This window comes from Microbacterium sp. C7(2022), assembly GCF_028823665.1.
Lineage (GTDB): Bacteria > Actinomycetota > Actinomycetes > Actinomycetales > Microbacteriaceae > Microbacterium.
This window is the reverse complement of the sequence record NZ_JAPEHV010000004.1, coordinates 277,793-293,762: the sequence shown is the minus strand read 5'-3', so window position 1 is coordinate 293,762 and position 15,970 is coordinate 277,793. Positions and strand designations below refer to the sequence as shown.

The 15,970-nt window shown below is 67.0% G+C and carries 13 protein-coding genes; 3 read left to right on the top strand and 10 right to left on the bottom strand.

Going from position 1 to position 15,970, the window contains the following annotated elements; genetic code table 11:
- Positions 1–259 precede the first annotated feature (259 nt).
- The 9 genes from ON062_RS07765 to ON062_RS07725 form a co-directional block, all read right to left on the bottom strand.
- Complete coding sequence (locus ON062_RS07765) at positions 260–1,030, bottom strand: sulfite exporter TauE/SafE family protein (protein WP_274646552.1); 771 nt, start codon at positions 1,028–1,030, stop codon at positions 260–262.
- Between the two features lies 1 nt (position 1,031).
- Complete coding sequence (cofD, locus tag ON062_RS07760) at positions 1,032–2,012, bottom strand: 2-phospho-L-lactate transferase (RefSeq protein WP_274646676.1); 981 nt, start codon at positions 2,010–2,012, stop codon at positions 1,032–1,034.
- Positions 2,012–2,812, bottom strand: a complete 801-nt coding sequence (locus ON062_RS07755) for a uroporphyrinogen-III synthase (RefSeq protein WP_274646551.1) — start codon at positions 2,810–2,812, stop codon at positions 2,012–2,014. Before ON062_RS07755 ends, cofD begins: the two co-directional genes overlap by 1 nt.
- A gap of 188 nt (positions 2,813–3,000) precedes the next feature.
- Positions 3,001–3,279 (bottom strand): hypothetical protein, encoded by a 279-nt coding sequence (locus tag ON062_RS07750; RefSeq protein ID WP_274646550.1) that lies wholly within the window; start codon positions 3,277–3,279, stop codon positions 3,001–3,003.
- Positions 3,269–3,670, bottom strand: coding sequence for a phage holin family protein (locus ON062_RS07745; protein WP_274646549.1), 402 nt, complete (start codon positions 3,668–3,670; stop codon positions 3,269–3,271). Before ON062_RS07745 ends, ON062_RS07750 begins: the two co-directional genes overlap by 11 nt.
- A gap of 1 nt (position 3,671) precedes the next feature.
- Entirely contained in the window at positions 3,672–4,100 is a 429-nt protein-coding gene (locus ON062_RS07740; RefSeq protein ID WP_274646548.1) for a hypothetical protein, read from the bottom strand.
- 98 nt (positions 4,101–4,198) lie between these two features.
- Positions 4,199–5,710, bottom strand: coding sequence for an NAD(P)/FAD-dependent oxidoreductase (locus ON062_RS07735; protein ID WP_274646547.1), 1,512 nt, complete (start codon positions 5,708–5,710; stop codon positions 4,199–4,201).
- 61 nt (positions 5,711–5,771) lie between these two features.
- Complete coding sequence (locus ON062_RS07730) at positions 5,772–6,122, bottom strand: HepT-like ribonuclease domain-containing protein (protein ID WP_274646546.1); 351 nt, start codon at positions 6,120–6,122, stop codon at positions 5,772–5,774.
- Positions 6,119–6,562 carry a helix-turn-helix domain-containing protein gene (locus tag ON062_RS07725; protein WP_274646545.1) on the bottom strand — a complete coding sequence of 148 codons (444 nt, stop codon included), beginning with the start codon at positions 6,560–6,562 and terminating at the stop codon, positions 6,119–6,121. The genes ON062_RS07730 and ON062_RS07725 overlap by 4 nt, the downstream gene beginning before the upstream one ends.
- Positions 6,563–6,645: 83 nt before the next feature.
- Between ON062_RS07725 and ON062_RS07720 the strand changes: the two genes are divergently transcribed.
- Both ON062_RS07720 and ON062_RS07715 read left to right on the top strand, forming a co-directional pair.
- Positions 6,646–7,236: an HhH-GPD-type base excision DNA repair protein gene (locus tag ON062_RS07720; RefSeq protein ID WP_274646544.1), complete on the top strand. Its 591-nt coding sequence runs from the start codon at positions 6,646–6,648 to the stop codon at positions 7,234–7,236.
- Positions 7,236–7,658 (top strand): DUF1801 domain-containing protein, encoded by a 423-nt coding sequence (locus ON062_RS07715; RefSeq protein WP_274646543.1) that lies wholly within the window; start codon positions 7,236–7,238, stop codon positions 7,656–7,658. The genes ON062_RS07720 and ON062_RS07715 overlap by 1 nt, the downstream gene beginning before the upstream one ends.
- An 81-nt stretch (positions 7,659–7,739) precedes the next feature.
- Here the strand turns inward: ON062_RS07715 and ON062_RS07710 are convergent, their stop codons facing one another.
- On the bottom strand, positions 7,740–9,128 hold the full coding sequence (locus tag ON062_RS07710; protein WP_274646675.1) for a glycine--tRNA ligase: 1,389 nt from the start codon (positions 9,126–9,128) through the stop codon (positions 7,740–7,742).
- A gap of 571 nt (positions 9,129–9,699) precedes the next feature.
- Between ON062_RS07710 and ON062_RS13870 the strand changes: the two genes are divergently transcribed.
- Entirely contained in the window at positions 9,700–15,885 is a 6,186-nt protein-coding gene (locus tag ON062_RS13870; protein WP_306802391.1) for an SGNH/GDSL hydrolase family protein, read from the top strand.
- Positions 15,886–15,970: the final 85 nt, after the last annotated feature.

The following is a 15,970-nucleotide window of genomic DNA, read 5'->3' as shown; positions in this document are numbered from 1 at the left end:
GCCGGGCCGACCCGGCGAACACCGCAAAGTGCGCCAACCGAACAGCGGGCACACTCACCCCGGCCAGGTTCGTTTGTCACAACACGCCGGGCCGACCCGGCGAACACCGCAAAGTGCGCCAACCGAACGGCGGGAGGTCGCCCACGCCCGGCCCCACGCCCGGCCCCGCGCCCGTCGCCCCGGCGAACCCAGTGAAGGCGGGCGCGAGCCCCGACCAACCCAGCCCGCGCGGCGGCGAGCCAGCGGGCGCAGGCGGCGGTCAGCTCACGAGCAGGTAGACCGCGCCAACCACGGTGAACCCGATCACCAGGCGCTCGAACACGCGTTGGTCGATCCGGTCGGCCACCCATCGCCCGAGGAAGGCCCCCACCACGACTACCGGGACCAGCACCAGGTCGAGCACCAGGGACTGCGGCGTGATGATGCCGATCGCCACCGAGAACGGGACCTTCGCGACGTTGACGATCGCGAAGAACCACGCCGCCGTCCCCAGAAACGCCTTCACCTCGAACCGCGACGCGAGGAAGTACATCGACATCACCGGCCCGGCGGCGTTCGCGACCATCGTGGTGAATCCGCCCAGCGACCCGTAGGTGACAGCAGCCACGCGCCGCGGGGGCGCATCCGCCGACACAGGCGACGCTCCCCGAGCCACGCCGCCCGCCGACACACGCCGGCGCCACAGCGTGATGGCAATCACCGCGAGAAGGATCACGCCGATCGTGCGTTTCATCCACGCGTCATCGGCGAACGCCATGAACACCGCGCCCGCCACGATTCCCACCCCGACGGCCGGCGCCAAGCGCCAGAGCGTGCGCCAGTCGGCGTGACGCCGGTACATCGTCACGGCGAACACGTCGGCAACGATCAGCAGGATCAGCAGCGCTCCCGTCGACTGTTTCGCCGGCAGCACGGCCGCGAAAAGGGCGACGGCGAGAGTGCCGGCGCCGGGCACCGCCGTCTTCGACAGCCCGACGATCAGCGCCGCTGCAGCCAGCGCGCACCACGCCCACGCGCCGAGATCGCTCACGTCACACGCCTGCCGCGGCGAGTGCGGCCTCACCGAGTGCCGCCGAGGTGTCAGCGTCCGTCATCCACAGGGGTGTCACGAGCGATCGGATGCCGCGCTCGGCGACCCGCGAAGCATCGGCCGCGTCTTCTTCCGCCATGAGCCACGCGTCCAGCAGTCCACCCGCATTGCGGGCGCCATAATGCTCCGCGACGGCGGCAGCGCTCGTGTCGACGCCGATCGCTGCCAGGCACACGTCCGCCATGCCGCGCACGACTTTGCCACCGATGACGGGCGATACCCCAACGACACGGGCACGCGTCGCCACTAGCGCTTCTCGGATGCCCGGTACCGCCAGGATTGGTCCGATCGACACGACCGGATTCGACGGCGCAAGAAGCACGATGTCGGCGTTCGCTATCGCCTCGGCGACACCGGGTGCCGGCACGGCCGATGCGATGCCTGGGTTGTGAAAGGCCACAGGCGCGAGGGTCGCGCGGTGGCGCGTCCACCACTCCTGAAAGTGCTGACGCACCCCGCCCTCGAGCTCGACCCACGTGTCGACCTCGCTGTCGGTCATCGGCAGCAGTCGCGCGCCGAGGTCCCACCGGTGCGACATCTTCTCCAGCACATCGCTCGGGGTGAGCCCCTCTCGCAGCCAGCCGGTGCGCGCGAGGTGGGTTCCGAGGTCGAGGTCACCGAGCGTGAACCACGGCCAGCCAGCGCCCCATTCCTGCAGCTCGGCGTTGACCCGCTCGGAGTCCCCAGCGCGTCCCCACCCGCGCTGAGTGTCGTTCACTCCGGCGAGCGCATACGTGATCGAGTCGACATCGGGCTGCAGTCGCACGCCCGACAGCCACAGGTCGTCCCCGGTGTTGACGACGACGGTGAGCGACGCTGCGGTGTCCGCCAGCCCGCGGCGCCGCAAGGCCTCGCGCACGCCGAGCACGAAGCGCGATCCTCCTACGCCGCCCGCGAGAACGACGACCCGAGGGGCCCCCATCACGGGGCGAGTTCGTCAGCCGCGTGCGGCAGCGAGAACGCGGCGACGGCATCGATCAGCGCATCCACGGTCTGTGCATCAGCCACGACATCCACCGAAAGCCCCGACTTGCGGGCGTCGCGCGCGGTGCGCGGCCCGATCGCCGCGATCAGCGTGGTGTCCGGTACCTCGGTGAACTGTTCGCGCACCTGCTGGGCGACCGAGCCACTGGTGACGAGGATCGCGTTGATACGCCCCGAACGGACGTCTTCCGCGATGCGTTCGGTGACGGGCACGCCCACGGTGCGGTACGCCACCACGCTGCGCACCCGATGGCCCGCAGTCTTCAGCTTCTTGGTGAGCACGGGCTTGGCGATCTCACTGCGGAGCGTCAGGATGTCACGTGGCTCAGATTCCAACGCGAGCATCTGCTCCGCCATCCCCGCCGCCGAGTTGTCGTTGTCGGGAACCAGATCGACCCGGTATCCCACGGCCTGCAACGCGGCTGCCGTAGTCTCTCCCACGGCAGCGACGCGAGTGGATGCCGGAATCTCGGCGCGGTACGCGTACAGCACGTCCACGGTAGTGGCGCTGGTAACCGTCAGCCAATCGAACTTTCCCGCGGCGAGGTCGGCGAGCGACTGCTCGAGCGTTTCCTGATCGTTCGTCGGGGCGAAGTTAATCAGCGGAGCGATGACCGGTGTCGCACCCTGTCGGCGCAGACTCGCGGCGACGCTGTCGCCCCACGGGCCGCCGCGGGGCACGAGCACGCGCCAACCAGCGAGCGGCTTGGTGGAGATCGGTTGTGTGGCTGGGTTCATTGGGGATCGGCTCTCGTGGTGCAGCCGGCCGTCACGAGAGTTCGCGCAGCCGACGCGCGTCAGGTGAATCGGGCTGACGCGCTGGTCGGCAGCATTCGCACCATTGCACTGCCGTTCCTGAGCATACCCCGGGAATTCTGGTCCCGCTCCGCCTCAGCACGACAACGTGATAGAGCCGATATCTGCCGTCAGCGTGAGAGTGCGCGAGTGATTGCCCACACGGCGCCGCCAACGACCGCGGCTGCCGCCACGGCAAGCGCGACAACGGCTTCGGGGTTGCGCTGTTGCAGGCGGCGCATCTTCACCCCGGTCTCGTCAAGCTTGTCGGCGAGACGGCGCGGCACATTCGTCTTGATCTCGATCGCCGCCAGTGCCGCCTTCAGCTCAGCGCGGGCTTTCTCGACCGGATCAGTGATATCGGTGCGGACGACAGTGCGCGACTGGGTGGGGGGAACCTCAGAGCTCATCGCTCATCTCCTTGAAGTCTTGGGCGATCGACTGCACGGGGTTCTGCCGCTTCACCATGTTCCTGAATCGCAGGAAGCCCAGCAGAGCGAATACGACCGTCGCGATGAGCATCACGAGGAACACCACCAGCGCCGACAGCCACACGGGCCACCATGACGAAAGCCCCGCGATGATGTACGTCCCGAGGACGGGAATCGACCAGAAGAGGACGAAAAGGGCGATGAACACCCAGATCGCACCCCACTTGCCGTCCTTCGCCGCGCGCGCGGCCCACGCCTTCGCGGCGTCGACTTCGGCGATCAGCAGATTGCGGATGAGTTCGGGCAAATCGCCCAGAAGTGTCAGCAGACCGTCTTCTGACCGGTCTCGGTATCCACGTGGCATAGGCATGTCAGGCTCCGGTGCGTTTGGTCGCCGGTTTCTTCGCTGAGGACTTCGCCGCGGGTTTGGCCGTCGAGGTCGACGAGTTCGCCGACTCTGCGGCATCCTTCACTGCGGCAGCCGTCTCTTCCGCCGCTTCTGCGACCTCTTCGGCGCTCTCGCGGCTGGTGTCGATGAAGGCGTCGAGCTTCTGGCCGGGGCTGCCCTTGGTCGCGGCAGCCTTGGTGACCTTCACGGCCGAGTTCCAGAGGGTCGACGGCAGTGCCATCGCCGACGACTTCGCGAAGTCGGTGACCTTGTCGACCTGGTCCTGAACGACGTCGAGTTCCCAGAGCTTCAGCCACTGGACTTTGATCTGTTCGTAGCGTTCGCGACCCGCCCGCGTGCCGAGCACGTATCCGATGGCGAGACCAAGTGCGAGTCCTGCTTTGCCCCTCATGGGGCCTCCTTAGGGTCGGGGGTGCGCCTGCGTGGCTTCCCAGCGTAGCCCTATATGCCAAATCCGGCATCGGTCATTGCGCGATGTCCGAACCCGCGCTATGAAGCGCCCTCGGCGCCCCACAGCAGCGTGCGCCGCACGCGGTCAGCTTCTTCCACCGCGTCGGCGGCGACCTTGGCGAGCCCGCTTCCGGCGACCCACGCGCCGACGACCGAGAGCGTTCCGGCGCCCTGCACGAGACGGCGATCACGAGCGGATTCTTCGGCATGCCCGCGTGCGGTCGAGGGGCGCTCGAGCGTGAACAGATCGCGGCGCCACGCGATCACGTGACGCGCGTCGAGAGAGACTCCCAGAAGGTCGGATGCCGCGCCCCGAGCAAACTCGGCAAGGTCGCCGTCCCCCCGGACCAACGACGGATGCGCATCCGCAGACCCGTCGAAGGCGACGCTGATGACGTGGCGGCTCTCGCCGGCTGCGCGGCGCAGCCACTCCCACCGGGCACTCTGGTGCACCACGCCCGACGCCGTCGTGGCGCCGGTCTCGCCCGGTACGGCGTACACCTCTGCGCCCCGGGGCGCCGCATCAAGCGCGGGCGCGTCGACGAGCATCGTCACGATCTCGCGCAGGACGGCCGGGTGCATCGCGGGCTCGAGCGGTCGGGGAAGGATGCTGCGGGTGAGCCGCTCCGTGCTCTCGCGCGAGCCGGCCAACACCACGGCCGAGGCGGTGAGCGAGGTCGATCCGACAGGCTCGTCGCCGTCCACGAGTTCGGCGTCGCCCGATTCGGCGTCAAACTCCACGCGCCACCGCCCATCGGCCGTACGAGAAACCCCCGACACGGTCGTGCTGGTGTGGATACGTGCGCCAAGATCGCGCAGGCGTTGCTCGAGTGCGGTGACCAGCTGCAGCATCCCGCCCTCCAGGCTCGACAGACCCGCGGTGCGGTGATCGACCCGCAGATCCGACACGGCACCGCTGAGCGACCCGGTGCGCGTGAGCGCGCCGTTGAGGCCGGGCGCTGCGACGTCGACGTCAACGTCATCGGGCGAGATTCCGAATCGTCCGAAGGTCAGCGGAGCGACCAGCCGGTCGTGCACCTTGGCGCCCATGCGCGAGCGCACCAGGGACCCGAGGTTGCGCGCGACACCGATCGTCATGGGCGGGCGCAGGCGATCCAGGTACGCACGCCAGGTACCGCCCCACCCAATGATGCGACGCACCGACTCGTCCCACGGGTTCGCCGGGATGCCGAGCACCGACTCCTGCGGTGAGGGGGCAGCCCACCCCTGGGCCGGGTCGCAGATCCATGTGGTGTCGACCACCGGAGCACACACGCAATCCTGCAGTCCGAGTTCTGAGATCAGGGAGTTCACGGCCTCACTGTCGGCTCGCCACGACGTCGCTCCCACGTCGACGGTGATGCCGCCGAGTTCTGCACCGCGAATCACGCCCCCGAGTCTCGGTGATGCTTCGAACACCGTGGTGGCGATGCCGACCTTCGCGAATTCGTGCGCGGCGACCAGACCGGCGATGCCGCCACCGATCACCGCGACGTGCGCATCGCGCGCATGGGAGACGAGGTCATCGAAGCTGTCACCGGTGTGCACCACTCGACCATCCTCGCATCCGGCGCCCGTGAGGTTTCTCGACTAACCATGGGCGGGTGCGTGATCAATCGCCGGCTGCGTCGGCGAGGAGCGAGGTGATCGCCTCGCCCACGCGCGGCAGTTCGACGCTGATCGTGGCCCACACTGCGTCGTAGTCAGTCGCCTCATAGTGGTGCGCAAGCCGATCGCGCATGCGCTTGATGCTCGACCAGGGCACCTGCGGGTTGGCGACGATCATTTCAGCGCTCAGCCGTGCGACGTTCTCACCGATCTTGATGATGATCGATTCGGCGGCGAGCCCTGGTGTATTGAGATCGTCCGAGACATACCACTCGTGACCTCGATCAGCGAGTCGTGTGCCATCTTCACACAGCCGGACGATCTCACGTAGCGCCCGTTCATCTCTCTCGCTCACGCGGCCACTGCTGAGCGCAAGATTGGATGACCAGCGGGGAGCCCTCCGTCTGTCACTACGTCGACCGGAACACCCAGCAGCTGTTCAGCAGCCAGGGTGAACTCGGCGATCGTCAGCAACCCGACGTGCGGCGAGCGGGTGACAAGGATGTCGAGATCGCTCTGCGTCGTGTCCGTCCCATCACTTGCGGAGCCGAACACCCGCACGTTGCTCAGTCCGTGCTCCGCCGCGAGTTCCTTGAGCTCGTCACGATGCCGTTCGAGCGCCTCATGCGGCAGAGGGCGCATAGCTGACCGCAGCCTATCGACCATCGCCGACGACGGAATTCGCCGCCCAGACTCGTACGCGGCGATGTTCGGTTGCGCCACACCGCTGCGCACCGCGAGCTGCGATTGGCTCAGCTCAGCTCGCTCGCGCATCTCGCGTAGATCTTCACTCATATCATGATGATATTGCAGAGACTGATCCGAGGGAAGAGCACAGACGCACGAACACCTTTCCACCCATGCGAGAGACTGGTGTCATGGCCCTTCACATCACCGGCGATCCCGACGCCGACCGGCTCCTGACCGACGACCCGCTCGCCCTCCTCATCGGGATGCTGCTCGACCAGCAGATCGCGATGGAGACGGCATTCACCGGGCCACTGAAGATCCAGCAGCGCGTGGGAGCGATCGACGCATCCGCCATCGCCGCGCACGACCCCGACGCGTTCGTCGAGGAGTTCAAGAAGACCCCCGCCGTGCACCGCTTCCCCGGCTCGATGGCGGGACGCGTGCAGTCACTCTGCCAATCGATCGCAGACGACTGGAGCGGCGATGCCGCCGCGATCTGGACCCGTGACGACCCCGACGGACGCACCGTGCTGAAGCGACTGAAGGCCCTGCCCGGGTTCGGTGAGCAGAAGGCGAAGATCTTCCTGGCTCTGCTGGGCAAGCAGTATGGATACAACGGAGACGGGTGGCGCGAAGCATCCGCCCCCTACGGTGAACAAGACTCGTTCCGCAGCGTCGCCGACATCGTCTCACCTGAGTCGCTGACGAAGGTGCGCGAACACAAGCGCGCGATGAAGGCCGCGGCGAAAGCACCGGTCTCTGGCGGTGGTGGCGTCTGATGCAGAAGACCGGAGGCAGTGTCGGCGCGTTCATCGCGGGGGTCACGCCAGCGAAACGGCAGCGGGATGCCGAGACAGTGCTCGCGCTCATGAGTGAGATCACGGGACGCGAACCCGAACTGTGGGGAACGATCGTCGGATTCGGCTCGTGCCACTACCGCTACCCCACCGGCAACGAGGGCGATATGCCGGTGGTTGCGTTCGCGCCGCGCAAGCAGGCCACGACGATCTACCTCAACCGGACCGACGAGCACGCCGACGATCTCTCCCTGCTCGGACCGCACACGACCGGCGTCGGGTGCCTCTACATCAAGGACGTCGAAGCCGTCGACCTCGAGGTTCTTCGCAGGCTCATCGTGAAGACCGAGGAGTTCGTGCGCCGGGGTGGGGACTCCTACGCGCAGATCACCCTCAGCGACTGATCTGCCCGGGGCAGCGACTGAGCGGCTCAGCCCAGCGGTCGCCGCCCGGCGACTGACGCGCCCCTCCGGACGCGCGTCGTACTACGCGCCGCGCAGGCGCTCGGCGAGGAACGCTTCGAGACCATCGAGCGCGATGCGTTCCTGAGCCATCGTGTCGCGATCGCGCACCGTCACGGCGTTGTCATCGAGCGAGTCGAAGTCGACCGTGACACAGAACGGCGTGCCGACCTCGTCCTGACGGCGGTAGCGGCGACCGATCGCGCCGGCGTCGTCGAAGTCGACGTTCCAGCCACGTCCGCGCAGCGTGTCGGCCACCTCGCGCGCCAGCGGCGACAACCGCTCGTTGCGGCTGAGCGGAAGCACCGCAACCTTGACCGGCGCAAGGCGCGGGTCAAGGCGCAGCACGGTGCGGGTGTCGACGCCACCCTTGGCGTTGGGCACTTCCTCTTCGTCGTAAGCGTCGACGAGGAAGGCCATCATGGCGCGGGTGAGTCCGAACGATGGCTCGATCACATACGGGGTGTACTTCTCCCCCGACGCCTGATCGAAGTAAGTGAGCGACTGGCCGGATGCTTCGGTGTGCGAGCCGAGGTCGTAGTCGGTCCGGTTGGCGACACCCATGAGTTCGCCCCACTCCTTGCCGGTGAAGCCGAAGCGGTACTCGACGTCGATCGTGCCAGCCGAGTAGTGCGCACGGTCTTCTTCGGGAACGTCGAAGCGGCGCATGTTGTCGGGGTTCACGCCGAGATCGACGAACCAGTTCCAGCAGGCCTCGACCCAGTGATCGAACCACTCGCCGGCTTCTGCCGGCGGCGTGAAGAACTCGATCTCCATCTGCTCGAACTCACGCGTGCGGAAGATGAAGTTTCCGGGCGTGATCTCGTTGCGGAATGCCTTTCCGACCTGGCCGATTCCGAACGGCGGCTTCTTGCGCGAAGCGGTCAGAACGTTGGAGAAGTTGACGAAGATGCCCTGCGCGGTCTCGGGCCGCAGGAAGTGCAGTCCCGACTCGTCATCGACGACACCGAGGTAGGTCTTCACCAGGCCCGAGAATGCCTTCGGTTCGGTGTACTGACCCTTGGTGCCACAGTTCGGGCACGGCACATCGCCGAGGCCGTTTTCGGCCTTACGGCCCTTGCGCGCTTCGAAGTCCTCGATGAGGTTATCGGCGCGGAAGCGCTTGTGGCACTGCAGGCATTCCACCAGCGGGTCGGTGAAGGTTGCGACGTGACCCGACGCCTCCCACACCCGCTTGGGCAGGATGATCGACGAGTCGAGCCCGACCATGTCACCGCGACCGCGGACGAACGTCTGCCACCACTGGCGACGGATGTTCTCCTTGAGCTCGGTACCGAGGGGGCCGTAGTCCCACGCTGACCGGGATCCGCCGTAGATCTCACCTGCTTGGAAGACGAATCCGCGATGACGTGCGAGGGCGATGACTTTGTCGAGACGAGACTGCTCGGCCACGGTGGCTCCAATGGTCGGAAAGAAGTGCAACGAGTGCAGGATGCCGGTGAGCACCGGCATCCATCGATTCTAGGCGAGCGTCTTCGGGCTCGCTGCCGGTGCGGTCCGTATACACACCGGCAGCGAGATCTGGGGGCTGGAAAGCGTTCTCCGGGCGAGAGTAGGCCACCGCGCACCGCGAGCGCAAGGGTAGACGCGAAGTTGTAAAAACGTTTCGCGAATTCCTTGCGCTTGCCGAGTGAATCGTGTCAAACTGCCGTTCTCGCCCGGAGGGAATGCGTTTTCCAACGAGCGAACAACAAATCACACAACTGAACAGGACAGGGCTCGAGTCCGTACGCGCCCGGTTCACCCGACGAACGACCATGCGCACCGATGCGCGGGTTGTCGTCGTCCTTTGCCGATGTAGACAACAGGAGGAACCGTGCCACACGCGTCTGAACGCGCCGTCCCCGGCGACGCAGCGAACCCGGCATCCACTGCCCCGCCCTGCCGAAGGGCCACCCAGCCTTCGCGAGGGCTCAAGCGAGCGACAGGCATCGCCACCACCGGCGCCGTCGTCGCCGCCCTCATGACCGCCACCCCTGCCTTCGCCGCGGTGCCCGCGGCCGCAGAAGACGGCTCGTGGCGCTTCGACCTCGGCGGCCCGAGCACCCCGCTTGCCGAGGGGTACACGCGCGTCGCGCCAACCACGGCATATTCGCCCGAGAGCGGGTTCGGCATCGTGCCTGCGGAGGGCACCAGCCTCATCTTCCGCGACCGCACGGGATCAACGACCCCGGCCAACGCGATGGAGAACGACTGGATCGGCGGCGGCACGTGGGAGTTCGTGCTCGACGTCCCCGGGGGTGACTACGACGTCACGATCTCCTCCGGTGACCAGCTGGCCGGAACGAGCACTGTGTCCACGGATGTGACGCTCGAAGGCGAAAGCGCGGGTCGCATCTCGGCGCGGCAAGCCGCCGTCACCCAGACCTTCCGCACCGTCGTCGAAGACGGCCAGCTCACTGTCGGCTTCTCGGGCGCCGGCATCGCGGGCCTTGCCAACGGCATCGTCGTGGCGCCGGTCATCCCCGAGGTTCCCGCCGACCTCACCGTCGCGCGCGTCGCGTGGAACGGCGTCGACCTGACGTGGGCTGCCGTCGACGGCGCCGCGAGCTACCAGATCCTACGTGCCGACGTGACCGGCGACGCCGCCGGAGAGTTCACCGAGATCGGCACCTCGACCGAAGCCGCGTTCAGCGACAACAACGTCGTCCAGGGCGGCAGCTACGCGTACGTCGTGGCTGCTGTCAGCGCCTACGACCGCGCGTCCGAAACCACCGCCGAGGTCCGCTCGGGTTCCATCCCCGCGCTCGAGGCTCCCGGAGCCCCCAGCGATGTCACCGTCGCACAGGTGACACGCGAGGACGTCGTCCTCACGTGGTCGGCAGTCCCCAACGGCGACGAATACATCGTCGAGCGAGCCGGCGACGACGACGTGTTCGCCGAGATCGCGACTGTCGACACCCCCGGCTACACCGACACCGTCGACACCTCGCAGGAGTGGTCGTACCGCGTGACCGCGCAGAACCAGGCAGGGGCTTCGGATGCCTCAACCGCCGTGGTCTCACCGGTGTACTCCGCACCTGCTCCCCTGCCGGAAGGCGACGTCGTCACGTTCGACTTCGGTTCGGGCGCGGTTGCCGACGGAGCGCTCGGCGTCTCCAGCGCCACCCCGTTCAACGACGAGTGGGGCTACGGCTTCCTCGAGACGCCCGAAGGCGGCGACGCCGATCGCGGCATCGGTGACGCGCTGCGCACCGACTTCACGGCGGTCGCCGGGTCGACCTTCGAGGTAGACCTCGGCGCGGGCGACTACTCCGTCGCCCTGATCGCGGGTGACGAGGAGACCGCCACCACGACGACCATCACCGCCGAAGGCATGGCGAAGGTGCAGTCGAACCCGCAGAACGCCGGCAGCTACCTCGAGATGGCCTTCCCCATCGCGCTGGTCGACGGCGTGCTGACTCTCGAGTTCGGCGGCGACGCGGCATCCCTCAATGCCCTCACCATCACGCGACTGCCTGAGCGCAACGCCGGGGCCATCACCACCGCGTACATCACCGGCGACTCCACGGTGCAGACCTATGACCCCATCGCCTACGCACCGCAGGCCGGCTGGGGGCAGATGATCGACCGCTTCTTCGAGGCAGACATCGCGTTCGCGAACCACGCGATCGGCGGCCGCTCGTCGAAGAACTTCATCACGCAGGGCCGCCTGGATGAGGTGCTGCGCAGCATCCGTCCCGACGACTACCTGATGATCCAGTTCGGTCACAACGACGCCACGCAGGGTGTGGACGACCGGTACGCGAGCCCCGAGGACTACAAGGAGTACCTGCGGGTCTACGTCGAAGGTGCGCGCCAGCGCGGCGCGACGCCGATCCTCGTCACCCCCGTCTCGCGGCGTAGCTTCAACCCCGACAACGGCCAGTTCAACGTCAGCTTCCCCGAGTATGTGGCGAAGATGACCGAGCTCGCCGAGGAAGAGGACGTGCTGCTGGTCGACCTGTCGGCCTCGTCGCGCGCCTACCTCAACGAGATCGGCCCCGAAGCCGCCAAGGGCGTGTTCCTGCACGTCGATCCGGGCGTGTTCCCCAACCGCCCGTCGGGCACCGTGGACGACACGCACTTCCAGGAATACGGAGCCATCCAGATGGCCCGCCTGATCGCGCAGGATGTCGCCGACCTCGACGACCCGCTCGCCGAGCGCGTGGCCGATGTCGAGCCGCCCGCCGAGGTGCCGATCGCCCCGCAGAACCTGGTCGCCGGCGCGATCAGCAACGGCGGCGCGACGCTGCAGTGGGATGCCTCGCCGACCGCGGACATCTACAAGATCTTCCGCCAGGCTGTCGCCGATCCCGACCCCACGTGGACGCTCGTCGGCATGGTGGGCCAGCCCACGTCGATCGTGCAGGGGCTCGCCGAAGGCACCGGCTACCGCTATCAGGTCGTCGCGGTGAACGGCCGCGGTGACTCCGAACCGAGCGCCACGGTCACCTTCACGACCAAGCAGGCGCTCTACAAGTTCGACTTCCAGCTGTCGGGCAACCCGCTCGCCGCGGGCTACGTCGAGGTCACCCCGAACATGGGCTACACCGAAGCGCGTGGCTACGGCTGGGAGAACCCCGCAGCTGCTAACGCCGGTCGCGACCGCGGCAGCGCCGATGGTGCCGCCAACGACCTGGTGCGCGACTTCGTCCTGCCGGGCGACTCGAACACCTTCGCCCTCGACGTACCCAACGGCACGTACTCGGTGAAGACCTACTCGGGTGACTGGATCGGAACCACCAAGACCAGCTTCCGCATTGAGGGCCAAGAGGCTGGCAGCGGAAACGCGGGTCGCGGTGGAGTGAACGACACGCTGCGCGGGCCGTTCCTCGTCACCGACGGACAGCTCAACATCGAGGCCTACGGCGCTGCTGCGGGCACCCGCTTCAACGGAGTCGAGATCACGCCGATCCTCCTCGGGCCCACCGGCCTCGAGGTGACCGACATCGACGCTGACCCCAGCGCTCCGAGCGTGTCGTTGTCGTGGGATGCCACGGACGCGGCGACCTGGAGCGTTTACCGTCAGTCCGAGTTCGACGCCAAGCCGGTGAAGATCGCCTCGGTCGACTCCCCCGCGTTCGTCGACACGACCGCTCGGGTAGGGCTCGACTACGGGTACCACGTCACCGCCGTCGACCAGACCGACCTCGAGTCGGTGCCGTCGTCCACCGTCGAGGTGTCCTTCATCGACCCGGACGCCGAGGTTCCCTCGGCACCGCAGGATGTGACGCTCGAAACGATCGACAAGCGCCTGGTCGAACTGTCATGGGCTGCTCCGCTGAACTCCGCGTACTACCTGGTGTTCCGCTCCGAGGTGGCCGGCGAGCAGGGCGAACTCGTGGGTATCGCACCGACGAACCGCTTCACCGACACCGACGTGCTGACCACGATCGCGTACTACTACACGATCATTCCGGTCAACGCGGGAGGCGCGGGTGCGGCATCCGATCAATTCGAAACCGATGCCCCGACCGTGCTGCAGCGCCAGGCGGAGTACCTCGACCGTGCGCCGCTCGCGGTGTCGACCGACGACGGAGTGCTGGTGACGTGGCGTCTGCTCGGCACTGATCCGGCATCCGTGTCGTTCCACGTGTATCGCGACGGCAAGAAGATCACCGACGAGCCGATCACCGACTCGACGAACCTTCTCGATGCTTCGGGTGACGCGGACTCGACGTACTTCATCACGAAGGTGCTGAACGAGATCGAGACGACCGAAACCGACGAGTTCGGCGTGCAGAGCGCGTCGTACCTGTCGGTGCCCCTGCAGAAGCCGGCCGACGCGTACACGAAGGACGGGCAGCCGTACAGCTACTCGGCCAATGACGTGAGCGTCGGAGACGTGGACGGCGACGGCACCTACGAGTACTTCGTGAAGTGGTACCCCTCCAACGCGAAGGACAACTCGCAGGCCGGCTACACCGGCAACGTCTACATCGACGCCTACCGTCTCGACGGCGAGCGCCTGTGGCGGGTCGACCTGGGCGTCAACGTCCGGGCCGGTGCCCACTACACGCACTTCATGGTCTACGACTTCGACGGCAACGGCGGAGCCGAGATGATCGTGAAGACGGGCGACGGCACGATCGACGGCGTCGGTCAGCCGATCGGCAAGGCGGGTGCGGACCACCGCAACAGCTCGGGCTACGTGCTCACGGGCCCCGAGTATCTGACCGTCTTCGACGGCCAGACGGGCGCGGCGATCGACACGATCGACTACACGCCGGCGCGCGGGGATGTCGGTTCGTGGGGTGACACCTACGGAAACAGGGTCGACCGGTTCTTGGCCGGTGTTGCCTACCTCGACGGCGAAACTCCGTCGGCGGTCTTCTCGCGTGGCTACTACACGCGGGCGGTCGTCGCGGCGTACGACTTCGACGGTTCAGAACTCTCCGAGCGTTGGGTCATCGACTCGAACGACGAGGGTGCCTATGGCCTATACGGCGAGGGCTACCACTCACTGTCGGTGGCGGATGTCGACGGCGACAGCAAGGACGAGGTAATCTTCGGATCGGCGACGATCGACGACGACGGGTCACTGCTGTACGCGACAGGCCTCGGCCACGGCGACGCGCAGCACGTGTCAGACCTCGACCCGAGCCGTCCGGGGCTCGAGATCTTCTCCGCTCACGAGAACATGTCGGCTGCCGGCAACCGGGGAGCCACGTTCCGCGACGCTCGCACCGGCGAGATCCTGTGGGACATCCCGGCAACGGTCGACACCGGTCGCGCCGCGTCAGGTGACATCGACCCGCGCTACGCCGGCGCCGAAAGCTGGGCGATCGGTGGCGACACGTCATGGAACAGCCGCGAGGGCTACATGATGGCCGCTGACGGCACCCGTATCGGCGACGTCATCCCGGCGGCGAACTTCTTGGCATGGTTCGACGGCGACCCGCTTCGCGAGATCGTCGACCACTCCTTCAACCAGGACGAGTACTGGGGCTACCCCACCATCTCGAAGTGGAACTGGGAGACCGGGACCGAGGAGGTCATCCTGGCTGATGAGGGAGCACGGTCGAACAACGGCACGAAGGGCACGCCCAACGTGCAGGCCGACCTGTTCGGCGACTGGCGTGAAGAGATCGCGTGGCGTTCGGCGGATTCGTCCGAGCTGCGCATCTACTCCACGACGGATGAGACCGAGATCCGCATTCCGACGCTCATGCACGACATGCAGTACCGCGTGGCCGTCGCATGGCAGAACACGGGATACAACCAGCCGCCCCACCCGAGCTTCTTCATCGGAGAAGGGATGGATGCCGCTCCCCTGCCCTCGATCGCCGTGACCGGATCACCCTCGGGCGCATCCGACACCACGGGTCCGGTGATCACCGGGCTGCCCGAGGACGGCACCCTGCTGCCCGACACTGCGACCTACACGGTCGAGGTCGCGGCATCCGACGAAGAATCGGGTGTGCGTACCCTCGACATCGCGTTCGACGGTGAGGCTGTCGCTCCGGGTCAGGAGATCCCGCTCGCGGGCCTGACCGGGTCGCACACCCTGTCGGTCACCGCGGTGAACCACGACGGTGTCGTGTCGGCAGCGTCGGTGCAGCTGCTGGTGTTCGACGACGAGGGTGCGACCAAGGCACCCGCGCGCGGAGTGCTCTCGAGCAACTCGGGTTGGGAAGACGGGCTGCACGACGGCACGTTCACCATCTCGATGAACCTCTGGTGGGGCACCAACGGGTCGGTGTTCCGGTTGTACGAGAACGGCGAGCTGGTCTCGACCAAGCTGCTCGATGCCAACTCTCCGCAGGCGCAGGTCGTCACCGTCGACATCGCCGGCAAAGAGAACGGCACGTACGTCTACACCGGCGAACTGGTCAACGCGGCCGGTGTGACGGCGACGACGTCCACCAAGGTGAAGGTGAAGGATGCCGCGCCCGCAGTGCCCGTGCTCTCGCACGGCAACTGGGACAAGGACGGCAACTACACCATCACGTCCAACCTGTGGTGGGGAACCAACGGCACGAGCTACACGCTGTATGAGAACGGTGAGGTGATCGACCAGCAGTCGCTGGTCGCCGCATCGCCGAACGCGCAGCAGGCTTCGACCGCCGTGGTCGACCGGGCCCCGGGCACGTACACGTACGTGGTCGAGTTCAGCAACGCCGCGGGCGTGACGAGCTCGAAGGAGCTGAAGGTCAAGGTGAAGTAGGCGCTCGCGCTCTGCACACGCGACGGCCGGTCATCCTTCGGGGTGGCCGGCCGTCGCCGTGCCGGGGAGGGCACCGCGCGCGGAA

Excerpts from the sequence above, each read along its gene's own strand:
- cofD (WP_274646676.1), bottom strand. The coding sequence starts at position 2,012 with ATGGGGGCCCCTCGGGTCGTCGTTCTCGCGGGCGGCGTAGGAGGATCG.
- ON062_RS07755 (WP_274646551.1), bottom strand. The coding sequence starts at position 2,812 with ATGAACCCAGCCACACAACCGATCTCCACCAAGCCGCTCGCTGGTTGG.
- ON062_RS07750 (WP_274646550.1), bottom strand. The coding sequence starts at position 3,279 with ATGAGCTCTGAGGTTCCCCCCACCCAGTCGCGCACTGTCGTCCGCACC.
- ON062_RS07745 (WP_274646549.1), bottom strand. The coding sequence starts at position 3,670 with ATGCCTATGCCACGTGGATACCGAGACCGGTCAGAAGACGGTCTGCTG.
- ON062_RS07740 (WP_274646548.1), bottom strand. The coding sequence starts at position 4,100 with ATGAGGGGCAAAGCAGGACTCGCACTTGGTCTCGCCATCGGATACGTG.
- ON062_RS07725 (WP_274646545.1), bottom strand. The coding sequence starts at position 6,562 with ATGAGTGAAGATCTACGCGAGATGCGCGAGCGAGCTGAGCTGAGCCAA.
- ON062_RS07720 (WP_274646544.1), top strand. The coding sequence starts at position 6,646 with ATGGCCCTTCACATCACCGGCGATCCCGACGCCGACCGGCTCCTGACC.
- ON062_RS07715 (WP_274646543.1), top strand. The coding sequence starts at position 7,236 with ATGCAGAAGACCGGAGGCAGTGTCGGCGCGTTCATCGCGGGGGTCACG.
- ON062_RS13870 (WP_306802391.1), top strand. The coding sequence starts at position 9,700 with ATGACCGCCACCCCTGCCTTCGCCGCGGTGCCCGCGGCCGCAGAAGAC.